Annotated in this window: 20 protein-coding genes and 1 pseudogene; 10 read left to right on the top strand and 11 right to left on the bottom strand. The window is 66.1% G+C overall.

From position 1 onward, the window contains the following. Window positions 1-128: 128 nt before the first annotated feature. From Q9235_RS13960 to Q9235_RS13930, 7 genes are all read right to left on the bottom strand, one after another. A complete protein-coding gene (locus tag Q9235_RS13960) occupies window positions 129-770 on the bottom strand; it encodes an outer membrane protein (protein WP_306222377.1) in 642 nt (213 codons plus the stop codon). A gap of 198 nt (window positions 771-968) precedes the next feature. After that, a complete protein-coding gene (locus Q9235_RS13955; RefSeq protein WP_306222376.1) occupies window positions 969-1,844 on the bottom strand; it encodes an alpha/beta hydrolase family protein in 876 nt (291 codons plus the stop codon). Window positions 1,845-1,898: 54 nt separating this feature from the next. Then, window positions 1,899-2,975 (bottom strand): ABC transporter ATP-binding protein, encoded by a 1,077-nt coding sequence (locus Q9235_RS13950; protein WP_306222375.1) that lies wholly within the window; start codon window positions 2,973-2,975, stop codon window positions 1,899-1,901. Then, window positions 2,972-3,952, bottom strand: a complete 981-nt coding sequence (locus Q9235_RS13945) for an ABC transporter ATP-binding protein (RefSeq protein WP_306222374.1) — start codon at window positions 3,950-3,952, stop codon at window positions 2,972-2,974. The genes Q9235_RS13950 and Q9235_RS13945 overlap by 4 nt, the downstream gene beginning before the upstream one ends. Continuing rightward, window positions 3,949-4,857 carry an ABC transporter permease gene (locus tag Q9235_RS13940; protein ID WP_306222373.1) on the bottom strand — a complete coding sequence of 303 codons (909 nt, stop codon included), beginning with the start codon at window positions 4,855-4,857 and terminating at the stop codon, window positions 3,949-3,951. The genes Q9235_RS13945 and Q9235_RS13940 overlap by 4 nt, the downstream gene beginning before the upstream one ends. Next, window positions 4,854-5,831, bottom strand: a complete 978-nt coding sequence (locus tag Q9235_RS13935; RefSeq protein ID WP_306222372.1) for an ABC transporter permease — start codon at window positions 5,829-5,831, stop codon at window positions 4,854-4,856. Before Q9235_RS13935 ends, Q9235_RS13940 begins: the two co-directional genes overlap by 4 nt. An 84-nt stretch (window positions 5,832-5,915) precedes the next feature. Beyond that, window positions 5,916-7,529 carry an ABC transporter substrate-binding protein gene (locus tag Q9235_RS13930; RefSeq protein WP_306222371.1) on the bottom strand — a complete coding sequence of 538 codons (1,614 nt, stop codon included), beginning with the start codon at window positions 7,527-7,529 and terminating at the stop codon, window positions 5,916-5,918. Window positions 7,530-7,625: 96 nt separating this feature from the next. On the opposite strand from Q9235_RS13930, the gene Q9235_RS13925 reads away from it, so the two are divergent. Both Q9235_RS13925 and Q9235_RS13920 read left to right on the top strand, forming a co-directional pair. Next, the gene (locus Q9235_RS13925) at window positions 7,626-8,498 is read left to right on the top strand and encodes a MurR/RpiR family transcriptional regulator (protein WP_306222370.1); all 873 of its coding nucleotides are present in this window, start codon (window positions 7,626-7,628) and stop codon (window positions 8,496-8,498) included. A gap of 147 nt (window positions 8,499-8,645) precedes the next feature. Further along, on the top strand, window positions 8,646-9,356 hold the full coding sequence (locus Q9235_RS13920; protein WP_306228264.1) for a CoA transferase subunit A: 711 nt from the start codon (window positions 8,646-8,648) through the stop codon (window positions 9,354-9,356). 243 nt (window positions 9,357-9,599) lie between these two features. Here the strand turns inward: Q9235_RS13920 and Q9235_RS13915 are convergent, their stop codons facing one another. Continuing rightward, window positions 9,600-10,466 carry a LysR substrate-binding domain-containing protein gene (locus tag Q9235_RS13915; protein ID WP_306222369.1) on the bottom strand — a complete coding sequence of 289 codons (867 nt, stop codon included), beginning with the start codon at window positions 10,464-10,466 and terminating at the stop codon, window positions 9,600-9,602. Window positions 10,467-10,667: 201 nt separating this feature from the next. Here Q9235_RS13915 and ilvD point away from each other — a divergent pair, with 201 nt between their 5' ends. The 3 genes and pseudogenes from ilvD (at window position 10,668) to Q9235_RS13900 (ending at window position 14,811) form a co-directional block, all read left to right on the top strand. Then, the gene (ilvD, locus tag Q9235_RS13910) at window positions 10,668-12,509 is read left to right on the top strand and encodes a dihydroxy-acid dehydratase (protein ID WP_306222368.1); all 1,842 of its coding nucleotides are present in this window, start codon (window positions 10,668-10,670) and stop codon (window positions 12,507-12,509) included. Window positions 12,510-12,698: 189 nt separating this feature from the next. Next, window positions 12,699-13,806: pseudogene (locus Q9235_RS13905) on the top strand (HPP family protein). 69 nt (window positions 13,807-13,875) lie between these two features. Then, window positions 13,876-14,811, top strand: coding sequence for a hypothetical protein (locus Q9235_RS13900; RefSeq protein ID WP_306222367.1), 936 nt, complete (start codon window positions 13,876-13,878; stop codon window positions 14,809-14,811). Between the two features lie 266 nt (window positions 14,812-15,077). Here the strand turns inward: Q9235_RS13900 and Q9235_RS13895 are convergent, their stop codons facing one another. Beyond that, window positions 15,078-15,542 (bottom strand): hypothetical protein, encoded by a 465-nt coding sequence (locus Q9235_RS13895; protein ID WP_306222366.1) that lies wholly within the window; start codon window positions 15,540-15,542, stop codon window positions 15,078-15,080. A gap of 223 nt (window positions 15,543-15,765) precedes the next feature. Here Q9235_RS13895 and Q9235_RS13890 point away from each other — a divergent pair, with 223 nt between their 5' ends. Both Q9235_RS13890 and Q9235_RS13885 read left to right on the top strand, forming a co-directional pair. Next, entirely contained in the window at window positions 15,766-16,209 is a 444-nt protein-coding gene (locus Q9235_RS13890) for an Lrp/AsnC family transcriptional regulator (protein ID WP_306222365.1), read from the top strand. Window positions 16,210-16,388: 179 nt separating this feature from the next. After that, a complete protein-coding gene (locus Q9235_RS13885; protein WP_306222364.1) occupies window positions 16,389-17,516 on the top strand; it encodes a saccharopine dehydrogenase family protein in 1,128 nt (375 codons plus the stop codon). Window positions 17,517-17,549: 33 nt separating this feature from the next. Here the strand turns inward: Q9235_RS13885 and Q9235_RS13880 are convergent, their stop codons facing one another. Continuing rightward, window positions 17,550-18,164: an HAD family hydrolase gene (locus Q9235_RS13880; protein WP_306222363.1), complete on the bottom strand. Its 615-nt coding sequence runs from the start codon at window positions 18,162-18,164 to the stop codon at window positions 17,550-17,552. Between the two features lie 71 nt (window positions 18,165-18,235). Here Q9235_RS13880 and Q9235_RS13875 point away from each other — a divergent pair, with 71 nt between their 5' ends. Both Q9235_RS13875 and Q9235_RS13870 read left to right on the top strand, forming a co-directional pair. After that, complete coding sequence (locus Q9235_RS13875) at window positions 18,236-19,171, top strand: protein-methionine-sulfoxide reductase heme-binding subunit MsrQ (protein ID WP_306222362.1); 936 nt, start codon at window positions 18,236-18,238, stop codon at window positions 19,169-19,171. Between the two features lie 355 nt (window positions 19,172-19,526). Further along, a complete protein-coding gene (locus Q9235_RS13870) occupies window positions 19,527-21,257 on the top strand; it encodes an MFS transporter (RefSeq protein WP_306222361.1) in 1,731 nt (576 codons plus the stop codon). A gap of 11 nt (window positions 21,258-21,268) precedes the next feature. Here Q9235_RS13870 and Q9235_RS13865 read toward each other — a convergent pair whose 3' ends face one another. Beyond that, a complete protein-coding gene (locus Q9235_RS13865) occupies window positions 21,269-22,066 on the bottom strand; it encodes an undecaprenyl-diphosphate phosphatase (protein WP_306222360.1) in 798 nt (265 codons plus the stop codon). 247 nt (window positions 22,067-22,313) lie between these two features. On the opposite strand from Q9235_RS13865, the gene Q9235_RS13860 reads away from it, so the two are divergent. After that, window positions 22,314-23,006 (top strand): glutathione S-transferase family protein, encoded by a 693-nt coding sequence (locus Q9235_RS13860; RefSeq protein WP_306222359.1) that lies wholly within the window; start codon window positions 22,314-22,316, stop codon window positions 23,004-23,006. Window positions 23,007-23,023 lie beyond the last annotated feature (17 nt).

Genomic DNA, 23,023 nt, shown 5'->3' with positions numbered 1-23,023 from the left:
GGAGAAGGGGCGACAAATCCAGACATGACGCTCCACCCATGACCGGTTGCGGCCGGCGCGACAGCGACGCGCGCGCGAGACCGCAACCCGAACCGGGCCGGCTGACGGGCCGGCCCGAAACTTCACGATCAGAACCGGTAGTTCAGGCCGGCCTTGACCAGATGCTCGGTGACGCCGACCCGCGTGCGGCTGTTGCCGAGCTGGAAGTTGTCCTTGCCGAGTGAGACATAGTTGTACTCGACCTTGGCGGAGAGATTGTCGGTGATGCCGTATTCGGCGCCGGCGCCGACGACATAGCCGGTCTTGCCGCGCGTCTTGGAGACGAGGCCGTCGCTGGCCTTGACACTGCCATAGGCAAGACCGCCGGTGCCGTAGACCAGCAGGCGGTCGAAGGTGACGCCGGCGCGGGCCTTCAGCGTCCCGACATAGCGCATGTCGGCGCTGGTGCCGCCGCCACGCTTCGAGCCCTTGCCGAAGCCGTTCATCGAGAGGTCGCTTTCGACACCGAACAGCATCGTGCCCATCTGGACGTTGTAGCCGACCTGCCCGCCGAGCAGCATTTCGTTGCGGCTCTTCTTGCTGACGCCGTTGAAGCGGTCGAAGCCGCCGCCGGCATGCGCGCCGGCGTAGAAGCCGTTCCAGTTATAGGCGCGCGGCGCCGAATAGGCCGGCCATTCCTGGGACAGTGGCCGGGCGCGGTCGGCCGCCTGCGCCGGCAGCGCGAACAGGGCCATCAGGCCGAGGCCGGCCAGAGGAAGGATACGAGACATCGATTGCTCCTTGCGGGGGCTCCTCGCCGCCGACACATCTGCCAGCCGATTCGGCTCCGTGGATCGGAGCGGGCCGGCATGCGCAGATTGCGGGCGAAGATTACGGCAAGGTTGCCCATTCCAGCGGCAGAGACGGCCGGAGCGGAGCGACGTCGAAAAAGGCCCCGCCCCAGTTGGGCGAGGCCGGCTCGAGGCTTGTCAGAGAACCGGGGCGGCCTGCTTGCCGAGTTCCTCGGCCGGCGGAATCCGGCGGCCCTCGAACCAGTAGGATGCAGCGGCGCGCGACATCGCCGCGCCGTCATGGCCGATGCCGGCAACCGTGAGCAGTTGCCAGTTGCAGGGCGCGCCGAGGCGAGCCGCTTCCGCTTTGCCGAAATCGAGCATGAAATGCGCGCGGCCATAGCGATGTGGCCCTTGTGCCAAAGCTTCGGGCTGGGCCGGCAGGTTCGGGTCATCGGTGACGATATCGCGGTCACCCGCGAAAAGGATCATCGGATAGGCGAGCCAGCGCGTCAGCGCCGCCTTGTCGAGCCCGAGCCCACCGAGCCCTTCCGGAAAATTCCGCTCCGGTGTCGGCAGGGTGTACCAGCCGGGATTGGAAGCCATCGCCGCCTCGAACAGCGCGCCGCCTTCGGTCGCCAGCATGCGGTGGACGAACTGGCCGCCGGCCGAATGGCCGAAGATGCGGATGACCGGCTTGTCGATCACGCCGGCGGTACGGAGCGCATCGAGCACGCGCCCGGGCACGGCATAGAGCCACTCGGCGCGCGGTGCGATCGTGCCCTCACCGGAGATGACAAAGCCATTGTTGTAGCCCTCGGCCTTCGGGAAAGGCTCGTTCGGGAAGGTCGGTGCGACGATGAGCAGGTTGTGCTTCTCGGCCGCATCGATCCAGAAATCGCGGTAGTCGTCGCCGTTGCGCAGCATGCCATGCTGCACGACGATCACTGGATCATTCGGCTGGTGCCGCGCCGGGCGGTAGAAATTCACCTCCAGCGGCTTGTCCGGATGGCTGACGTCGATGAAGGGCAGCGCGCTGCGCCCGACCGGCGGGTTCAGGGTTTTCGTGATCATGCGGCCTCCGGAGCCTAGATCATCGCGCGTCCGATCGGACGCGACAACGATGGCCTATTCTATTGGAATCGCATCGGATTTTTCCGAAAAGTGGATTCCACTTTTCGGTCCGATGCTGGTGTGCAGATGGCAGGCGGCGCTGCGCCCCGGCGCGATCTCGGTGAGAACAGGCCGAACCTCGCGACAGACCGGCATCGCCTGCTCGCAGCGCGGATGGAACGGGCAGCCGGGCGGCGGCGCCAATGGCGAGGGCAATTCGCCCTTGAGCGGCTGGAAGGCGCGCTTGCGCCGTGCTGCCGAGGGAATCGCCGCGATCAGCGCCGCGCTATAGGGATGCGCCGGCTCGGCAAAAATCTCCGCCGCCGTGCCGACCTCGACGATACGGCCGAGATACATGATCGCGACGCGGTCGCTGATATGGCGGACGAGACCGAGATCGTGGCTGACGAAGAGATAGGTCAGGCCATGGCGCGCGCGCACATCCATGAACAGGTTGATGACCTGCGCCTGGATCGAGACGTCGAGCGCCGAGACCGGCTCGTCGCAGACCAGGAAGTCCGGCTTCACGGCAAGCGCCCGGGCAATGCCGATGCGCTGGCGCTGACCGCCCGAGAACTGGTGCGGATAGCGCTCGCGATAGGCGAGATCGAGCCCGACCTCGCTCAGCGCCTGGTCGACCGCACCATCGATCTCCGCCTTGGGCAGGAGCTTGTGGACGCTGAGCGCCTCACCGACGATACGGCTGACCTTCATGCGAGGGTCGAGTGAGGCGTAGGGGTCCTGGAAGATCATCTGGACCTTCAGCAGGAAATCGAGCCGTTCCTTGCCCTTCAGACCCGCGACCGGCCGCTGCTCGTAAACCACCTCGCCGGTCGTCGGCTTCAGGATGCCGGTGACGACGCGGGCGAGCGTGGACTTGCCGCAACCGGATTCGCCGACGAGGCCGAGCACTTCCCCGCGCTTGACGCTGAGATCGATGCCGTCGACGGCGCGCAGCACCGGCGGCGCCTTGCCCCGCCCGGTCGCCATCAGGATGCGTTCCGCCAGCGTCGGCTTGCGGCGGAAATGCTTGGTGATGCCCTTGAGCTCGATGATCGGGGCACCGGTATGGGCGGTCGTCGAAGCACTCATGCCGCTTCTCCCACCGGCACCGGATTATGGCAGCGGAAGCTGCGGGCGCCCTCGTCCACCGTCTCGGGGTCGCGCTCGGCGCAGACCGGCTGGACGCGCGGGCAGCGCGGGCGGAACGGGCAGCCGCTCGGGCGGGCGTCGATGCGCGGGGCGACGCCGTCGATCTGGTTCAGGCGTTCGCCAGGCAGAACATTGGCCGCCGAGGAATTGAGCAGGCCGAGCGTATAGGGATGGCGCGGTGCATCGAGCACGGCGTCGACCGGCCCGATCTCGACGACGCGGCCGGCATACATCACCGCCACCCGGTCGGCGAGCTCGGCCACGACAGCGAGATCATGCGTGATCCAGAGCACCGCGGTGCCGGTCTCGCGGGCGAGCTTCTGCACCTCGAACAGGATCTGGCTCTGGATGGTGACGTCGAGCGCCGTCGTCGGCTCGTCCGCGATGATCAGATCGGGTGCGTTGAGCAGCGCGGTCGCGATCGCGACGCGCTGGCGCATGCCGCCGGAGAACTCGTGCGGGAACTGCTTGAGCCGCGCTTCGGGGGAGGAAATGCCGACGCGGGCGAGCGCCTTGGCGGCTTCACTGAGCGCTTCCGCGCGGCTGCAGTCGCGATGCTCCAGGATCGCTTCGCTCATCTGCTCGCCGATGCTGAGCACCGGGTTCAGCGTCATCAGCGGGTCCTGAAAGATCATGGCGATGCGGTCGCCGCGCAGGTCGCGCAGGCGCTCCTCCGAAGCGGCGCGCAGGTCTTCGCCGCCGAAGCTGATCGTGCCCGCCACGATCTCGCCTGGCGGATCGATCAGGCGCACCAGCGAGAAGCCGGTCACGGACTTGCCGGAGCCGGACTCGCCGACCAGCCCCAGAACCTCGCCGCGCGAGACACTGAGATCGACGCCATCGACGGCAGGCCAGGCGCCGTCGAGCGCGTGGAAGACGGTCCGCAGACCGCGGACTTCAAGCAGGGGATCACTCATGAGCGCACGTTGAAGCTGCGGCGCAGCCGGTCGCCGACGAGGTTGAGCGAGCCGATCAGCAGCACCAGCGCGATGCCGGGGAAGACCGCGATCCAGTATTCGCCGGAAAGCAGGAACTCGAAGCCGTTGGCGATGAGCAGGCCGAGCGAGGGTTGCGTCACCGGCACGCCGACGCCGAGGAAGGACAGCGTCGCCTCCAGCGTGATCGCGCCGGCGATGCTGATCGAGGCCACGACCAGCACCGAACCAACCGAATTCGGCAGCAGATGCGCGATCATGATGTGCCGGGTCGGCAGGCCGAAATTCAGGGCCGCCTCGATATATTCCTTGCGCCGCTCGACCAGCGCGGAAGCACGCATCAGCCGGGCATATTGCGCCCATTGCACGAGGATGATGGCGAGGATGACCTTGTCGACGCCGCGCCCGATCGAAGCGAGCAGCACGAGCGCGATCAGGATCGAGGGAAAGCCGAGCATGAAGTCGACGACGCGCATGATCACCGCGTCAACAACGCCACCGAACTGCGCCGCCACTAGCCCGGCCGAGATGCCGATGAACAGCGCGCCCAGCGTCGCGGTGAGACCCACCATCAGGCTGGTGCGCAACCCGTAGAGGATCGCGCTCAACATGTCGCGGCCTTGCGAATCCGTGCCGAGCCAGTAGGTCAGGCCGTTCATGCCGGCCTCGCCCGGCGGCAGGCGGTTGTCCATTACGCTAAGCGCGGCGAGGTCATGCGGATTCTGCGGTGCGATGACGGGCGCAAGCAGGGCGAGCGCGACCATGATGCCGAGCAGGATCGCGGCCCCGCGTGTCGTCGGCCGGTTGCGGATGCGGCGCAGCACCTTTTCGCGCAGCGGTGTGTCGGCATAGGCCGGGACAGCCGGGGCTTTCGCGGGAGCGCTCATGCCATCTCTCCCGTCAGCTTCACGCGCGGGTCGAGCGCGGCATAGAGGATGTCGACGAGGAAATTGACGGTGACGAAGAGCAGCGTCGCCAACAGCACATAGGCGACGACCACCGGCCGATCGAGCTGGTAGACCGAGTCGATCAGGAGCTTGCCCATGCCCGGCCAGGCGAACACCGTCTCGGTAATTGTCGAGAAGGCGACGAGGCTGCCGAATTCGATGCCGACCACGGTGACGACCGGGATCAGGATGTTGCGCAGCACATGCCGGCCGACGACGCGGCGCGGCTTCACGCCCTTGGCGCGGGCGTATTTGACATAATCCTGCGTCATCGCCTCGCTCGTACCGGCCGCGACGAGGCGGATCATCAGCGCGATCTGGGGAATGGCGAGGTTGATCGCCGGCAGGGCGAGATGGGTGAGCCCGTCCCAGGTCAGCAGGCTGGTCTGGATGCCGAAGAGCGAAACGGTTTCACCGCGCCCCGCCGTCGGCAGCCAGCGCAGGACCACCGCGAAGAGCAGGATCAGCATCATGCCCTTCCAGAAGCTCGGCAGCGAAAAGCCGAGGATGGTTCCGCCCATGATGATGCGCGAAGGCCGGCTGTCCGGATCGAGCCCGGCATAGAGGCCAATCGGCACGCCGGTGACGATGGCGAGCGTCATCGAGAGCAGGACGAGCTCGAAGGTCGCCGGCAGGCGGCCGAGGATGAGCTCGATCGCCGGCACGCCATGGACGAAGGAGCGGCCGAGATCGCCCTTGAGCGCATTGCCCATGAAAACGAAATATTGCTGCCAGACAGGCAGGTCGAGGCCGAGCCTCCGGACCAGCGCCTCGCGCTCGGCCGCGCTGGCCGAGGGCGAGACGAGCAATTCGACGGGATCGCCGATGCCGTAGACGGCGAAGAACACCACGACCGAGACCGCGAGCAGCACGAGCACGCTCTGGATCAGTCGCTGCAGGACATAGGCGGTCATGATGCTCGACCGGCTCCGCTCGATGGTTCGCGGGCCGCCTTGCGAGAGGCGGCCCGGCTTGTCGATGGCCTGTCGGCCGGCGGCTTACTTGGCTTTCGGCTTCACCGACATCGCCAGCATGAACTGGTCGGCGCGGCCCTTGACGTCGAGCTCGGACTTGAAGGCCCAGATGCCGCTCTCGAAGTGCAGCGGGATGAAGGCGTAATCGTCGACGACGATCTTGCCGGCTTCCTGCAGGAGCTGCGAACGCTTGTTGTCGTCGAGCGTCGAGATCGCCTCGCGGATCACCTTGTCGAACTGGTCGTTCTTGTAGCCGCCATAGTTCGAGCCGCCGATCGTCTTGGCCTCGTTCGGGGTCGGCGGCCACTGGCGCAGGAAGGAAGCCGCCTCGCCGGTGCCGGAGCCCCAGCCGCCGATCGCGACGGAGAATTCCTTCTTGGCGCGGCGCGGGAAATAGATCGCGCGGGTCATCGCATCGACCTCGGCCTTGATGCCGACCTGGGTCAGGTACTGCGCGACGGCCTGGGTGATCTGGCTGTCGTTGATATAGCGGTCATTGGTGGTCGAGAGCGTGACCTGGAAGCCCTTGCCATAGCCGGCCTCGGCCAGCAGCTTCTTCGCCTGCGCCGGATCATAGGCCAGCTTCGGTGGATTGGGCTGCGTGCCGAACATGCCGGTCGGCAGGTACTGGTAGGCCGGCTCCGCCGCGCCGTCCATGATGCGCTTGACGATGGCATCGCGGTCGATGGCGAGCGACATCGCCTTGCGGACGCGCAGGTCCTTCAGCGGGTTCTTGCCATCCTCGGACTTGACGAAGGGGCTCTGGTCGCGGGCGACGTCGAGCTGGAAATAGACGACGCGGGTCGAGGGGGTGATGACATGGCCGAAGCGCTTGTCGTCCTTGATCCGGCCGAGATCGCGCGCGGCCGGGTTCTCGATCACGTCGTAATCGCCGGCGAGCAGCCCGGCGAGGCGCGGGCCGGCATTGGTCACCGGCAGGAAGCGCACGGTCGCCCAAGGCTCTGCCTTGCCCCAATAGGTCGGGTTGCGCTCGAGCTCGATCGCGGAGCCCCGCACATAGGACTTGAGCTTGTAGGGGCCGGTACCGACGGCGAGGGTGCCGTCATTGAAGCCGGTTACGGTCGGCCAGGGGCCGGTGACGCCGCAATTCTTGGCGATGTCGTAGCTGATCGGGCCATGCTCGACGACCGAGGCCGAGAGAATGCTGAGCCCCGAGAGCAGGTTCGGCAGCAGAGGCTCTGGCTCCTTCGTGTTGATCACCAGCGTCTGCGCATCCGGCGTCTCGACCGAGGCGAAATTGCCGGTGATGTCGGCGAAGGAATCCGAGACCTTGGTCTCGTTCTTCAGCGTGCGGCAGAAGGTGAAGACCACGTCCTCGGCGGTGAAGGGCTTGCCGTTGGTGAACTTCACGCCGTCGCGCAGCTTGAAGGTCCAGCGGTTCTTGCCGTCGTTCTCCCAGGACATGGCGAGGTTCGGATGCAGCTTCTGCTGCTCGTCCTGGCGCACCAGAGAGTCGAAGATATGCTGGGCCAGCGCATTGTTGGGGGTGAGGTCGTGGTAATGCGGATCGACGGCGGTCGGCTCGGATGACAGAGCGATGCGCAGCGTCTGCGCCGAGACGGCCGTGCCGGCAAGGCAGGCGGCCGCGAAAGCCGCGAGGAATAGGGGTTTACGCATGATCAGGTCCGCTCCCGGTTGAAACCGCTTTTGACAGTTTTATTTTCGTCTAGTAGCAAACATGAAAATTTTCGAACGTCAATCGGGTAGCCGCGCATGTCACAGGGCCTGAAGCCGACGACGGATCTTTCCAATCGGATCGCCCAGATCTACCCGTCGCTGAGCAACGGCCATCGCCGCGCCGCCGATTTCGTGCTGCAGCACCCGCTTGACGTGGCCACCATGACGATCGAGGGATTGGCGGAGGGTAGCGGTACCTCCAACGCGACGGTCACGCGCTTCGTCCGGGCACTCGGCTACGGCGGCTATGGCGAGTTCCGCGGAGCGCTTTCCGCCGCCCTGAAGTTCGCCCATGACCCGGTCGACAGCTTCGCCGGCGCCCGCTCCGCCGCCGGCTCGACCTTCGCGACCTTCACCGCCGCGCTCGCCGACCAGAACGCCAATCTCCAGGCTGCCCGCGACGGGCTCGACGAAGCCTCCGTGACCAAGGCCGTCGAATTGCTGCTGAAGGCACCGCGCGTCTTCATCGCCGCTTCCGGCGCGTGCCACCACGTCGCCTCCTTCCTGGAGGATGGGCTCGCGCTCTATCTCGATGCCGACGTGACCTTCGCCTCCTCGCGCACCGGTCCGGAGCGCGCCATCCGCCACATGATGTCGGCAAGGCCCGACGATCTCATCGTCGCGATCTCGGTGCCGCGCTATTCCCGCGCCACGCTCGACCTCGCGAGTTTCGCCAAAAAGCGGGGCGCCTCGCTGCTCGCCCTAACCGACAGCCCGACCTCGCCGCTCGCCCCCGTCGCCGATGTCACGTTGTTCGCCCCGGCCCGCAGCCGGCTGCTGCCAAACTCGCCGACCGCGGTCTTCGCGCTGGCGGATGCCCTGATCGCCGCCGTCGCGCGCGAGCGGCCGGACGCGGTGGAAGCCCTCAAGGAACTCAGCGAAAGCCTGCTCTGGACCTTCCACCAGTAGGCCGGCCCGACTGATTTGCGGAACAAGTCACCGCGGCCATGGACATTCCCCGGCGATCGTATTCTGATCGCGCCGGAACAACCGGGCTGCCTACCTCGTCCCGGCGAGAACGCATGTCGCGGCAGCGGGCCGCGCCCTGGAGGAATGATGACAGGAAAGATCTATGACGGCCCGGCGGCCGCGCTCGAAGGGCTGCTCTTCGACGGGATGACGATCATGTCCGGCGGCTTCGGCCTGTCGGGCAACCCCGAGAGCCTGATCCCGCAGATCCGCGATTCCGGCGTGAAGAACATCACGGTGATCTCGAACAATGCCGGCGCCGACGGCTTCGGCCTGTGGATGCTGCTGCAGAGCCGCCAGATCAAGAAGATGATCGCGTCCTATGTCGGCGAGAACAAGCTGTTCGAGCAGCAATACCTAGCCGGCGAGCTGGAGCTGGAACTGAACCCGCAGGGCACGCTGGCCGAGCGCATCCGCGCCGGCGGCGCGGGCATCCCGGCTTTCTACACCAAGACTGGCGTCGGCACGGTCGTCGCCGAGGGCAAGCCGGTCGAGGAATTCGAGGGCCAGCTTTATGTCCGCGAGACCTGGCTGCGCGCCGATGTCGCCATCGTCAAGGCCTGGAAGGCCGATACCGCCGGCAATCTCGTCTATCGGAAGACCGCGCGGAACTTCAATCCGAACATGGCGACCGCCGGCAAGGTGACCGTGGCCGAGGTCGAGGAGATCGTCCCGGTCGGCTCGCTCGATCCCGAGGCGATCCATACCCCCGGCATCTATGTCGACCGCATCATCAAGAGCACGATCAACGAGAAGAAGATCGAGAAGCTGACCGAGCGCAAGAGGGAGGCAGCCTGATGCCGCTCAGCGGCGGCGCCGTCTCGATGGCCGGTTTATAGGCGGGACCCCTTTCTCCTGTCAACGCGCTTTTTGAAAGTTTTTCGACAAAAATGAGTTCTGCAATAAATCCAGAGGCTTAAGACGAAAGGATAAGTCCGAGGCTTCGAATGGGCTGCTGTCGGAGCAATTTCCGGGGCCCTTTCACATGCTCCCCAAAACCACCCTGCTCCAAGGCCGGAAGAAAAGCCCCGAAACGCGGCCTCAGGGCAGAGGCACGGCGTCGCTCAAGGCTTCCGCCAGGAAGGTGCTCAGCGCCGCGACAGCAGCCGATGCACGCCCCGGCGCCAGATGCAGCGCGATCTCGGAGGACGGCAGCGCCGGCAAGCCATGCTCGGCGCCCAGCAACTGAAGGCCGGGGCGGGCCGTCCCAGCCTTCACCACCGTCAGCGCAACTCCGGATGCCGCCATCGCCTCGACGGCACCGATGCTCGACGACGAGAACAGGATGCGCCAGCGCAGGCCCGCTTCGTTCAATGACTCGAGTGCCCATTCGCGAAACATGTTGGGCGCCTTCAGCAATGCGAGCTGCAACGGCTCCTCCACAGAGAAGGCGGTGCGATCCGAGCAGGCCCAGGCTGTCTGCTCCTTGCGCAGGACCTCGCCGCGCCCGTCCCCGGCCTTCTGGGTCGCGAGCACGAGGTCGAACTCCTCGCCGAGGCTGTTCAGGAGATCGCGGGTGAAGCCGGTCGTCACTTCCAGCTCGACATCCGGGTGCGAGCGGGCGAAGCGCGCCAGCGTCTCCGGCAGGACGATGGTGGCATAGTCGTCCATCACCGCGAGCCGGACCCGGCCACTGACGCTTTGCGCATTGATGACGTCGAGCGCCTCGTCATGCAGCGCGACAATGCGGCGGGCATAGCCCAAGAATTGTTCGCCCGCGCGCGTGAGAAGAACCTCGTGGGGTGAGCGTTGCAGCAGGGTCTGGCCGGCCAGTTCCTCCAGTCGGCGGATCTGGGTGCTGACCGTCGACTGGCTGCGGAACAGCGCGGCGGCCGCGCGCGTGAAGCTCCTGAGCTCCGCGACCGTGACGAAGCTGCGCAGCAGATCCACGTCGATATTGCGCAGCATGGCGCGGCGTCCTCACCTCATAACCATCGAGCAGGAGCCGTTATGGCAATTCGGAAACCATCTGTCCTCTAGGCAGGGCCAGGAGCCGCCATGCGTGGCGCCGATCATGGAAATCGAAGAATTCAATTTTGTCGCAGGGCGCGTGGGCGATAGCGTATCGCCAACGGGACATTTCGAGCCCGAGACCGGAGACGCTTAGCAATGCCTCGCTTGAGATCCGCCACCTCCACCCATGGCCGCAACATGGCCGGCGCCCGCGGCCTGTGGCGCGCCACCGGCATGAAGGACAGCGATTTCGGCAAGCCGATCATCGCGGTGGTGAACTCCTTCACCCAGTTCGTGCCGGGCCATGTCCATCTCCAGGATCTTGGCCAGCTCGTAGCGCGCGAGATCGAGAAGGCCGGCGGCGTCGCCAAGGAGTTCAACACGATCGCGGTCGATGACGGCATCGCGATGGGCCATGACGGCATGCTCTACAGCCTGCCCTCGCGCGAGCTTATCGCCGACAGCGTCGAATACATGGTCAACGCGCATTGCGCCGACGCGATGGTCTGCATCTCGAATTGCGACAAGATCACGCCGGGCATGCTGATGGCCTCGATGCGCCTGAACATCCCGACCGTCTTTGTCTCGGGTGGGCCGATGGAGGCCGGCAAGTACATCGCCGAAGGCGTGCTGAAGAAGGTCGACCTCGTCGACGCGATGATCGCCGCCGCCGACGACAAATATACGGATGAGCAGGTCGACGTGATCGAGCGCTCCGCCTGCCCGACCTGCGGCTCCTGCTCGGGCATGTTCACGGCAAATTCGATGAACTGCCTGACAGAGGCGCTCGGCCTCGCGCTGCCGGGCAACGGCTCGACGCTCGCCACCCATGCAGACCGCAAGCGCCTCTTCGTAGAGGCCGGCCACCTGATCGTCGATCTCGCCCGCCGCTATTACGAGCAGGACGACGAGAGCGTGCTCCCGCGCCAAGTCGGCTCGTTCAAGGCCTTCGAGAACGCGATGACGCTCGATATCGCCATGGGCGGCTCGACCAACACGGTGCTGCACCTGCTGGCGGCGGCGCATGAGGCCGAGATCGACTTCACCATGGCCGATATCGACCGGCTGTCGCGCCGCGTGCCGGTGCTGTGCAAGGTCGCGCCGGCCGTCGCCGACGTGCATATGGAGGACGTCCATCGCGCCGGCGGCATCATGGCGATCCTCGGCGAACTCGACCGCGCCGGGCTGATCGACACCTCATTGCCGACCGTTCACAGCGCGACGATGGCGGACGCCTTGGCGCGCTGGGACATCACCCAGACCCAGAGCGAGGCGGTGCGCTCCTTCTATAGCGCAGCGCCGGGCGGCGTGCCGACGCAGACCGCCTTCAGCCAGGACCGGCGCTTCGCCGAACTCGATGCCGATCGCGAGAAGGGCGTGATCCGCAGCGCCGAGCATGCTTACTCGAAAGACGGCGGCCTCGCCGTGCTGTTCGGCAACATCGCGCTCGACGGCTGCATCGTGAAGACGGCGGGCGTCGATGCCTCGATCCTCAAGTTCTCGGGTCCGGCCGTGATCTTCGAGAGCCAGGACGCGGCGGTCGAGGGCATCCTCAATCGCAAGGTCGCGCCAGGCGATATCGTGCTGATCCGGTATGAGGGGCCGCGCGGCGGGCCGGGCATGCAGGAAATGCTCTATCCGACGAGCTACCTGAAGTCGAAGGGCCTCGGCAAAGCCTGCGCGCTCATCACGGACGGGCGCTTCTCGGGCGGCTCGTCGGGCCTCTCGATCGGCCATGTCTCGCCGGAAGCGGCGGAAGGCGGCACGATCGGCCTGGTCGAAAGCGGCGACGTCATCGCGATCGACATCCCCAATCGCAGCATCACGCTCGAGGTTTCCGACGAGGAGCTGGCGCGTCGCCGCGCCGCGATGGAAGCGAAGGGCAAGGATGCGTGGAAGCCGGCCGCGCCGCGCAAGCGCAAGGTCACGACCGCGCTGAAGGCCTATGCCGCGACGACGACGAGCGCCGCCAAGGGCGCCGTGCGCGTCGTCGATTGATTTCACTCAAGGTCGCCCGGCCGTTCAGGCCGGGCGACTTCGCTAGATCGAAATTCCCCAATTGCACTGCTCGAAAAGACGTTTCTGCCTTCTGCAGAAAAGCGGCCGGTTTCCCAGCAGAATAGCGTTGCCCCGCCAAGTGCGATCCGCCTATTGAGCCTGCCATAGAGTTGAGCAGCCCAATCGGCCGTGATGAGTTCCGTTTCTCCTCCTTCTCCGGCAAGTCGCCGTTCGCGCTTCCGGCTCTTCGTGCCCATCCTGGCCGGCGCGACCTGGCGCGATCGTTTGGTTGCGTGCCTCGGCGCGCTCGTCTGCGTCGGCGCGACCGGGCTGATCTGCGGCCTGATGCTCGGCAACGATCCGCATCTGCCGCTTCTCGTGGCACCGATGGGTGCGTCAGCCCTGCTGCTCTTCGCGATCCCGTCGAGCCCGCTGGCGCAGCCCTGGCCGATCGTCGGCGGCAACACCGTCTCCGCCCTGATCGGCCTCCTCGTCAGCCGCTACGTGCCGGAGCCCGCGGTCGCGGCCGGATGCGCGGTCGCACTCGCGATCGCGGCGATGTCGCTCTTGCGCTGCCTGCATCCGCCGGGCGGGGCCGCGGCGCTGACCGCCGCGCTCGGCGGGCCGGCCGTCGCGACCTATGGGCTCGGCTTCGCCTTCGTTCCGGTCGGGCTCAATGCGCTGGTGCTGACCCTGCTCGGCATCGCCTTCCATCGTTTTTCCAGCCACAGCTATCCGCATCGCGCGCAGATCCCGGCGAACAGCCATGGCACGAAGGACCCGCCTTCGGCGCAGCGCGTCGGTTTCACCGAAGCCGATATCGACGCCGCGCTGCGCGATGTCGGCGAGGCCTTCGACATCGATCGCGAGGATCTCGACCGGCTGCTGCGGCGCGTCGAGTTGCACGCGCTCGCCCGCAAGCGATCTGCCGCGCTGCGCCGACATCATGTCGCGCGACCTCATCCGGGTCGATCAGCACGACGATATCGAGACCGCCCGCCGCCTGCTGCTGGACCATGGCGTGCGGACCCTGCCCGTGGTCGACCGCGAGAACCGGCTGCTCGGCACGGTCGGCCTGCGCGAACTGACCCTGCCCGGACTGCGTGTCCGCGACGTGATGTCTCCGGCTGTGATCGCGCGCCCCGAGGAGCCTGCGGTCGACCTCATCGCCGCCCTCACCGACGGTCGCCATCACGCCGTCATCGTAGTCGATGACAAGGAGCGGCTGGTCGGGCTCGTCAGCCAGAGCGACCTGCTCGCGATGCTGTTGCGCCCACTCCGGCCCGAGACGGCCTGAAAAAAGCGGGTTTCCCCCGGCTGCCATCCTGATCTAGCCTTGGGGTGGGATATCAACGGAGGAAATTGGATGCGGGCCGCGATCGTCGCCCTGAGCTGTCTTCTGTCGCTGCCGGCCGCTGCCGCCGGCCCTTTCGGCAAGATCGTCGTCGGCAACTGGTCGGGCGGAACCTTCACCAACGACCAGAGCGGCGCCTTCTCGCATTGCGCCGTCAGCGCCCGCTATAAAAGCGGCGTCACGATGCTGACCTCTGTCACCGCGCAATTCTCCTGGCTGCTCGGCTTCTCGAAGCCGGACTGGAAACTCAGGACCGGCGAGACGCTGAAGCTCCGGCTCGTGTTCGACCGCAGCTCGACCATCGACGTCACCGCCAACATCAAGTCGCCGACGCTCGTCACCATTGCCATGCCGGCGCAATCCACCTTGATCAACGCCTTCCGGCAAGGGCGCTATCTGGAGCTGGTCGCCAATGACGCGCGCTACACCTTCGCGCTGACCTCGACCGGCGAGATGCTGCCGGCGCTCGTCGAATGCGTGAAGCAGAGCGCCAATGTGCGCGGCCCCGTCACGCCCGGCGCACCCGCCCAGGCGCAGACTCCCCAGCCGACGGAGCAGGAGCGCGCGGCGCGGGCAGAGAAGAAGGCGCTGCTGGAGAAGACCCGCGACCTGATCCGAAACAAGATGCTGGCCTGCATCGGCCGCGAGGGCGCGCCGATGCTGCTGACCGACGAGAAGGCCGAGGTCGTCGCCAAGGCCGCGATGCTGTTCTGCAAGAGCGATGTCGACGCGCTGACCAATGCCACGATCGAGATCATCGAGACCGAGGACGGCCGGCCGGCCAACCGCAACGTCGTGCGCGACGCGGCGGAAAGGCGCGTTCAGGAGGTGGTGACCGCCCATGTCATCCGCACCCGCGGCGAGATGATCGGCAAGGGGCAAAGGCAGACGACGCCATCGCCGTCGCGGCCGGCGGACCCCGGATCGCGCCCGTCGCAGTCGCTATAGGTGGTGTTGACGGGTGGCCTTAGCCGTTTCGGGCCCCACGCTTGTCATTCCGGGGCTGCGCGTAGCGAAGAACCCGGAACCCACGACCGGGTGAGCCGTCGGCAACGCGGCATGGATGCCTCACCCAGTCGTGGGTTCCGGATCTGCGCCGCTACGCGGCTTGTCCGGAATGACAATGGGCTTTCAGCGAGCCTGAAACAGGCTCCCAAAACATGAAACGCCGCGCCTTTCAGCGCGGCGTTTCCAAAACAGAAACCTGCTGAAGATCAGCTCTTCAGCTTGGTGTTGCACTGGCTCCAGTAGCCGCCGCCCTTCTCGATCCACTTGAGCTCGCCATTGGCATTGGCCGCCTTGTTGGCATTGTACTGATCGGCGCAGGTTTTCAGGCGCGCCTTGCCGGCGCTCTCGTTCGAATATTTCTGCGAAACGGCCTTCGGGAAGACGGCGGCCTTGGCCTTGCCGGCCGGCTTGGCGGCAGGAGCGGCAGCGGTCGTCGTCGCGGGAGCGGCGGTCTCCGGCACTGCAGCCGCGGCATCGGCATCGTTGGCGTCGTCATCGCCGCACTGGGCCTTGCGGAAATCATTCCACTTCTGGCCCTTCAGCGTGTTGGCCTTCTTGGCGTCCTGATACTTGGCGCTGCATTCCTTCATCGTCAGCGCCGAGGCTGGCGCCACGGAGAAAGAGGCGAAAGCGAGGGCCGATGCGGATGCGAGAATGAAAGTCCTGAACATGGCGTTCTCCATGGCAAAGCGTGCTGCCGCCGGTCGGCATGCCACTCCGATTTGCGCTCCGAGGCAAGTCCCCTCCGGCGCGCGAAACAATGCTTCGGACGACAAGATGTCCCTTTTCGGGCGCGTTTTTTCTCCATCGCTGCGCGGCAACAGCGATGCGGTCCCTTGTGGAGCAGCCGCATTTCCCTGCTATATGACGGCCCGCCAGATCACCGGAGACGACATGGCACGGCCGTCCGACGCCGCGAAGGACCGCGAGCTCATCCGCATTCTCACAGAGAATGCCCGCCTGCCCCTGTCCGAGATCGCCAAGCAGCTCGGCGTCTCGCGGGCGACAGCGCAGGGGCGGCTGAGCCGGCTTGAACGCGACGGGGTGATCGCCGGCTACACCACGATCCTTGGCAAGGCGAGCCGGCCGGCGACCACGATCTCGGCGCTGATCATGATCGAGCTGGAGATGAAGCAGCAGGGTGGCGTGGTCGCAGCGCTGAAGAAGCGACCGGAAATCGTGCAATGCCACACGCTGAGCGGGCATTTCGACCTCTGCGTCAAGATCGAGTGCGAGACCTCCAGCGACCTCGACACGATCATCGACTGGATCGCCGAAATGGAAGGCGTGCGCCGAACCACCTCCTCGGTGATTCTGGCCCGCAAGTTCGAGCGCTGACGGCGGCGCTGCCGAGACCTTCGGCGTTCCCCATCGCCTTCATTCATTTCCCATCGAATTGAAGCGTCATACCGCGATCTCCCGACGATCTGCCCGTTAAAGCCCGCGCGGCTTGCGGCGATAATCCGCGTCGAGGGGGAGGCTCCTGGCCGACCCGACACCCACCAGGAGATCGCGACATGACCATCCAGAAGCGCATTGCCGTGCTCGGCGCCGGCCAGATCGGCGTCATCATCGCCGGCATGCTGGCCGAGCAGGGCCATCAGGTGACCCTGGCCGACGCCTCCGCCACCCAGCTCAAGCACGCGGCCGGTGGCCGTTTCGCCACCGAGACCGTCGATGCTTCCAATCTCGACGCGCTGCGCGTCTTCCTGAAGGACCGCGACATCGTCGTCAGCGCCTGCCCGTATTTCCTGAACAAGGGCATCGCCAAGGTCGCGGCCGAGACCAAGACCCATTATTTCGACCTCACCGAGGACGTCGCCACCACCGCCTATATCAAGGAGCTCGGCGAGACCTCCGACGTCGCGCTCGTCCCGCAATGCGGCCTGGCGCCCGGCTTCATCTGCATTCTCGGCGCCGACATGGCCGCGCGCTTCGAGAGCGTCCGCGCGATCAAGATGCGCGTCGGCGCGCTGCCGCTCTATCCGACCAATGCGCTACGCTACAACGTGACCTGGTCGGTCGACGGCCTGATCAACGAATACTGCAACCCCTGCGAGATCGTCTTCGACGGCCAGCCGACCCTGGTGCCGGCGCTGGAAGGCATTGAGAGCGTGATGATCGACGGCGTCGCCTACGAGGCCTTCAACACCTCGGGCGGGCTCGGCACCCTGACCGAGACGCTCGCCGGCAAGGTGCGCAACATGAGCTACAAGACGCTGCGCTATCCCGGCCATGCCGAGATCATGAAGCTGCTGCTGCGCGATCTCGACCTCGCCGACGACCGCGAGACGCTGCGCCGCATCCTGACGCATTCTGCGCCCTTCACCCGCAAGGACGTGGTCGTGATCTTCGTGACCGGTGTCGGCGAGCGAAACGGCCGCCTGGAGGAAGAGAGCGTCGTGCTGCGCTATGACGGCAATGACGATCTGGGCGCGATCCAGCTCACCACCGCCGCCGGCTGCGTCGCCATGGTCGAGCTCTTCCTTGCCGGCAAGCTGCCCGCGAAGGGCTTCGTGCGTCAGGAAGACGCCGTCCTCGCCGATTTCCTGGCGACCAAGGCGGGCGCCAGGCTGGTCGGCGAGGCCCGCGGCGTCGATGCCGCCGGTCTCGTGCCGAGCGTCGCGATCAAGAACGCAGCCTGAATCCAGGCGCGCTCGTCAGTCAGGCTCTGCCCGTCAGAGCCTGACGCCCAGGCCGCGCAGTTCGGCGCGCAGGTCGATGGGCTCGACGAAATGGACGGCCCGCATGCCAGCGGCGCGGGCCCCCACGACGTTCTTCTCGCTATCGTCGACGAAGATGCAATCGCCGGCCGTCAGACCGTAACGGTCCAGCAGCACCTCGTAGATCGCGCGCTCCGGCTTCAGCATCCGCTCATGGGCGGAGACGACGACGCCGTCAAAGCTCTGCAGGAACGGGAAGCGGATCAGGCATTCCGCCCATTTCTCGCGCGAGAAATTGGTGATGGCGTAGACTTGCTCGCCCTGCCCCTTCAGTTCCTCCAGCACCGCGACGCTGTCGGCGATGGCATGGGGCACGCTGTCGTGCCAGCTCTCGTCGAAGGCGCGGATTTCGCGCTCCCATTCCGGATGCTGCTTGACCAACAGCGCCACGCCCTCCTCCCAGGAGCGGCCGCGATCCTGCTCCAGGTTCCAGTCGCCTGTGCAGATGTTCTGCATGAACCAGTCGAGCCGCTCGGATTCTGGGATCAGCGAGCGGTAGATCAGCCGCGCATCCCAGCGCAGCAGGACGTTGCCGACGTCGAAGACGACGATGGGAGTGCTGGAAGCCATGATCGGACCCGGTTGAAAGGGCCGGCAGGACACCGCATTCACGCCCTTGTGTCCAGATGTGCAGGACAGCGGTGGACCCCATCGTTTATGCCGGGGTCATGAGCACCCGCCCCGCAAATACCGGCTTAAAAACCTGGCTGCCCTGGACAGACCGGCAGGGGCGGTTCTCGGCCCTGCGTGGGCTGGCCTTCGCGCTGCTGCTCGTGCCGGCACTCATGCTGCTCTACGCCGCCTGGATGCATCAGCTCGGCTCGAAGCCCTGGACGGAGGCGATCCACCAGACCGGGACCTGGGCAGTCAGGATCTTCATCGCCACGCTCGCGGTGTCGCCGTTCCGGCGCCTGTTCGACTGGGGCAAGCTGATCGGCATACGCCGCATGCTCGGCCTCGGCGTCATGGCCTATGCGCTCGGGCATCTGGCGCTCTACTGCATCGACATGGCCTTCGACTGGGGGCTGATCGTCTCGGAGATCGTCAAGCGCTTCTACCTGACGATCGGCTTCGTCGCGCTGATCGGCCTCGTCGCGCAGGGCGTGACCTCGACCGACGGCATGATCCGCCGCCTCGGCAAGAACTGGCAGCGCCTGCACAATCTCGTCTATCCGATCGCGATTTTGGCGCTGCTGCATTTCGCGCTGCAATCGAAGATCGACGTCACCGAACCCGTGCTGATGAGCGGTCTGTTCCTGCTATTGATGCTCTACCGCGGCCTGTATCGCTGGAAGCTGCCGGTTTCCTTAGCCGTGCTCGCGGGCTTGGCGCTTCTCGCAGGGCTGCTCACCGCCTGCCTGGAGGCCGGCTGGTATGCGGCGACCTCGGGCGTCTCGGCCTGGCTGGTCTTCCAGGCCAATGCCGACATCCTGATCTATCAGGATTATGCCTCGATCCGCCCGGCGCATTGGGTTGCACTCGCCGGTCTCGTGGTGGCACTCGGCCATGGCCTGCGCGCCCGCAAAGCCCGTCCGCCACGACAAGCGCGCGAGACGGCGACCGCTCGCGCGGCGTGAGAGAGTGTTCGGGGGCTCCAGCCCTCATCCTGAGGAGCCGCGGAACGCAGCGTCTCGAAGGATGCTCCAGATGGTTCCGGAGCCTCCTGAANGAGACGGCGACCGCTCGCGCGGCGTGAGAGAGTGTTCGGGGGCTCCAGCCCTCATCCTGAGGAGCCGCGGAACGCAGCGTCTCGAAGGATGCTCCAGATGGTTCCGGAGCCTCCTGAACATCCTTCGAGACGCGCCTGCGGCGCTCCTCAGGATGAGGGCTCAGGGAATGCCGAAACAGGCCGAGAGAAAAACTTTCCAAGTTTCGACATCTTCCAGATGGAAAGGGTTTCCCCCTCCAGCACTCATGCTCTAACCCTATGACATGCCTGACGACCAGCACGCCCAGCCCACGGCCGATGTCGTAGAAGCCGAGCTCGCCTCGGAGGGCATCAAGCCTACGCAGGCGCGGGTTTCGCCCTTCGTCCCGCTGCAACAGCCGATCTTCCGCGCCGTCTGGTTCGCCAGCCTCGTCTCGAATTTCGGCGGCCTCGTCCAGGCCGTCGGCGCCTCCTGGATGATGGCCTCGATCTCGCCCTCGGCCGAGATGGTGGCGCTGGTCCAGGCCTCGACGACCTTGCCGGTGATGCTGTTCTCGCTGGCGGCCGGGGCCATCGCCGACAATTATGACCGGCGCAAGATCCTGCTGATTGCGCAAGGCTTCATGCTGACGGTCTCGATCGGCCTCGCGGTCTTCGCCTGGTTCGGCCTGATCACGCCCTGGCTGCTTCTGACCTTCACCTTCCTGATCGGCTGCGGCACGGCGCTGAACAACCCGGCCTGGCAGTCCTCGGTCGGCGACATGGTCCCGCGCCGCGACGTGCCGGCGGCGGTGACGCTGAACAGCGTCGCCTTCAACATCGCCCGCAGCGTCGGCCCGGCGATCGGCGGCGCGATCGTCGCGGCGGCCGGCGCGGTCGCGGCCTTCATCATCAACGCCTTCAGCTATATCCCGCTGCTGATCGTGCTGGCGCGCTGGTCGCCGCCCAAGGTCGAGAGGCTGCTGCCGCGCGAGACCCTGTTCATCGCAATGAGCGCCGGCATCCGTTATGTCGCGATGTCCCCGAACATCCGCACGGTCACGCTACGCGCCTTCATCTACGGCTTCGGCGCCATCGTGGGCCTGGCGCTCTTGCCGCTTATCGCGCGCGACCTCGTGCGCGGCGGCCCGCTGACCTACGGCGTGCTGCTCGGCGCCTTCGGGGCAGGTGCGGTGGCCGGCGCCTTCATGAGCGCGCGCCTGCGCCGGGCGATGAGCACGGAAGCGCTCGTGCGCTCGACCTTCATCGCCTATGCCTGCGGTGTCACGCTGATCGCCTTCAGCAAGACGATCTGGCTGGCGATGGCGGGCCTGTGCGTCTGCGGCGCCTGCTGGGTCCTGGCGCTCTCGACCTTCAACGCCACGGTGCAGCTCTCAGCGCCGCGCTGGGTCGTCGGCCGGGCGCTGGCGATGTACCAGATGGCGACCTTCGGCGGCATGGCGATGGGAAGCTGGGCCTGGGGTCGCTCGGCGCTGCATTTCGGCGTCGAGAAAGCTCTGTTGATGTCTGCGGCCGTCCTTCTGGTCGGCGCCGCGCTCGGACTGCGCTACCGCCTGCCGCCGCTCGAGCAGCTCAATCTCGACCCGCTCAGCCGCTGGCGCGAGCCCAAGGTCGCGGTCGATATCGAGCCGCGCTCCGGCCCGGTCATCGTCACCATCGAATACATCATCAAACCCGAGGACGTCGTCGCCTTCCTGACGGTGATGGCGGAGCGCCGGCGCATCCGGCGCCGCGACGGCGCCCGGCACTGGACCCTGCTGCGCGACCTGACCGACCCGACGCTGTGGATCGAGCGCTATGACAGCCCGACCTGGGTCGAATACGTCCGGCAGAACCAGCGCGTCACCCAGGCCGATGCCGAGATCGGCGAGCAGGTCCGCGCGCTGCATAGCGGCCCGAACCCGCCGGTGGTCCATCGCATGATCGAGCGGCAGACGGCCTCGCTGCCGCAATTTGCGGCGAGCCGGACACCGACGCTCGCCGATTCGCTCAACGATCCGGCGCGGCCAGCGTAGGGATCAGACCCTCAGCCGACGATCCAGAGGCCGGCGAGACCGACCATGCCGACGATGATCCGCCACCAGGCGAAGAGCGCGAAGCCGCGCCTGGCGACGAAATCGAGGAAGCTGCGCACCACGATCAGGGCGGAAACGAAGGCAGCGACGAAGCCGACGCCGATCAGGACGCCGTCGTCGAAGGTGAGGAACTTGTAGCTCCTGAACAGGTCGTAGGCGAAAGCGCCGGCCATGGTCGGCATCGCCAGGAAGAAGGAGAACTCGGCCGCGGCGCGCTTGCTGGCGCCGAGCAGCATCGCGCCGACGATGGTCGAACCCGAGCGCGAGACGCCGGGAATCATCGCCACGCACTGGATCAGGCCGATCTTGAAATACATCGGCAGCGGAAAGGTGGTGGCGTCGGTGTGCTTCTCCTGCAGTTCCAGCTCGTCGACGACGAGCAGGATCAGGCCACCGGCGATCAGCGTGATGCAGACGATGAAGGGGTTGAACAGCACGGTCTTGATGAAGCTGTGCAGCAACGCACCGATCACTGCCGCCGGCAGGAAGGCGATGAGCACGCCGATGACGAAGCGGCGGGCCGAGGGGTCGCTGGGAATGCGCAGGACGATATCGAGCAGGCGGCGGAAATAGACCAGCGTGATCGCGAGGATCGCGCCGAGCTGAACCAGGACCTCAAAGGTCTTGCCGTTGGATTCGAAGCCGAGGAAATGGCCGAGGAGCAGAAGATGCCCGGTCGAGGAGACCGGCAGGAATTCGGTGAGCCCCTCGACGATCCCGAGGATGAAGGCTTCGATCAGGTTCTGCATGGAAGGCTATCCTCGTGCGAATCAGCCGGCCCGGTTGTCCGCCCGCTGCCGGCTTACGCCCAGCTCTTTGCAAATTGGTTACCACTTCGCGAAGCAGCATCGGCAAATTGCCGGCTTCGGCATCGCGGCGGGTTGTGGCGTTTTTCCGGCATGATTATAGCAAGCCACTGTCGCCTATCGGGTCGCTGCAAGCCCGGCGGCCCTGCTTCCGTCGCATTTTGCCTGCTTCACAGTCCTCATGAGTGCCATGGCGACCCTTTATCATTACCCGCTATGCCCGCATTCGCGTTTCATCCGCCTCGCGCTCAGCGAGTTCGGCATGGAGGCCGAACTGGTCGAGGAACGCGTCTGGGAGCGCCGGCGGGAGTTCATCGAGCTCAACACCGCGGGAACGACGCCGGTCTTTCAGGAGCAGAACGGGCTTGCCGTGCCCGGGGCCGGGCCGATCTCCGAGTATCTGGACGAGACGCGGGGCCTCGCGCTCGGCGATCGCCGCCTGCTGCCGGAAGGACCGGGCGAGCGCGTCGAGGTGCGCCGTCTGCTCGACTGGTTCAACCTCAAGTTCCATGAGGAAATCACCGGCCCGCTCGTGCTGGAGAAGGTGATGAAGCGCTTCATGAGCCGCGACGAGGGCGGCGGCTCGCCCGATATGAGCACGATCCGCGCGGCGCGCGCCAATGTGCGCTATCATCTGCGTTATATCTCCTGGCTGCTGGCCAAGAGGAACTGGCTCGCGGGCGCCGAGCTGAGCTATGCCGATCTCGCGGCGGCGGCGCATCTGTCCTGCGTCGACTATCTCGGCGACGTGCCCTGGGAAGAGGATGAGGCGGCCCGCGCATGGTATGCGAGGATCAAGTCGAGGCCGAGCTTCCGGCCGCTCCTGAGCGACCGCATACCCGGCATGGCTCCGAGCGCTCATTACGACAATCTGGATTTTTGAACGCCGGGAAGCTCAAG

The organism is Bosea beijingensis, assembly GCF_030758975.1.
Lineage (GTDB): Bacteria > Pseudomonadota > Alphaproteobacteria > Rhizobiales > Beijerinckiaceae > Allobosea > Allobosea beijingensis.
This window is presented reverse-complemented; position numbering and strand designations above follow the sequence as displayed.

Excerpts from the sequence above, each read along its gene's own strand:
- Q9235_RS13960 (WP_306222377.1), bottom strand. The coding sequence starts at position 770 with ATGTCTCGTATCCTTCCTCTGGCCGGCCTCGGCCTGATGGCCCTGTTC.
- Q9235_RS13955 (WP_306222376.1), bottom strand. The coding sequence starts at position 1,844 with ATGATCACGAAAACCCTGAACCCGCCGGTCGGGCGCAGCGCGCTGCCC.
- Q9235_RS13950 (WP_306222375.1), bottom strand. The coding sequence starts at position 2,975 with ATGAGTGCTTCGACGACCGCCCATACCGGTGCCCCGATCATCGAGCTC.
- Q9235_RS13945 (WP_306222374.1), bottom strand. The coding sequence starts at position 3,952 with ATGAGTGATCCCCTGCTTGAAGTCCGCGGTCTGCGGACCGTCTTCCAC.
- Q9235_RS13940 (WP_306222373.1), bottom strand. The coding sequence starts at position 4,857 with ATGAGCGCTCCCGCGAAAGCCCCGGCTGTCCCGGCCTATGCCGACACA.
- Q9235_RS13935 (WP_306222372.1), bottom strand. The coding sequence starts at position 5,831 with ATGACCGCCTATGTCCTGCAGCGACTGATCCAGAGCGTGCTCGTGCTG.
- Q9235_RS13930 (WP_306222371.1), bottom strand. The coding sequence starts at position 7,529 with ATGCGTAAACCCCTATTCCTCGCGGCTTTCGCGGCCGCCTGCCTTGCC.
- Q9235_RS13925 (WP_306222370.1), top strand. The coding sequence starts at position 7,626 with ATGTCACAGGGCCTGAAGCCGACGACGGATCTTTCCAATCGGATCGCC.
- Q9235_RS13920 (WP_306228264.1), top strand. The coding sequence starts at position 8,646 with ATGACAGGAAAGATCTATGACGGCCCGGCGGCCGCGCTCGAAGGGCTG.
- Q9235_RS13915 (WP_306222369.1), bottom strand. The coding sequence starts at position 10,466 with ATGCTGCGCAATATCGACGTGGATCTGCTGCGCAGCTTCGTCACGGTC.
- ilvD (WP_306222368.1), top strand. The coding sequence starts at position 10,668 with ATGCCTCGCTTGAGATCCGCCACCTCCACCCATGGCCGCAACATGGCC.
- Q9235_RS13900 (WP_306222367.1), top strand. The coding sequence starts at position 13,876 with ATGCGGGCCGCGATCGTCGCCCTGAGCTGTCTTCTGTCGCTGCCGGCC.
- Q9235_RS13895 (WP_306222366.1), bottom strand. The coding sequence starts at position 15,542 with ATGTTCAGGACTTTCATTCTCGCATCCGCATCGGCCCTCGCTTTCGCC.
- Q9235_RS13890 (WP_306222365.1), top strand. The coding sequence starts at position 15,766 with ATGGCACGGCCGTCCGACGCCGCGAAGGACCGCGAGCTCATCCGCATT.
- Q9235_RS13885 (WP_306222364.1), top strand. The coding sequence starts at position 16,389 with ATGACCATCCAGAAGCGCATTGCCGTGCTCGGCGCCGGCCAGATCGGC.
- Q9235_RS13880 (WP_306222363.1), bottom strand. The coding sequence starts at position 18,164 with ATGGCTTCCAGCACTCCCATCGTCGTCTTCGACGTCGGCAACGTCCTG.
- Q9235_RS13870 (WP_306222361.1), top strand. The coding sequence starts at position 19,527 with ATGCCTGACGACCAGCACGCCCAGCCCACGGCCGATGTCGTAGAAGCC.
- Q9235_RS13865 (WP_306222360.1), bottom strand. The coding sequence starts at position 22,066 with ATGCAGAACCTGATCGAAGCCTTCATCCTCGGGATCGTCGAGGGGCTC.
- Q9235_RS13860 (WP_306222359.1), top strand. The coding sequence starts at position 22,314 with ATGGCGACCCTTTATCATTACCCGCTATGCCCGCATTCGCGTTTCATC.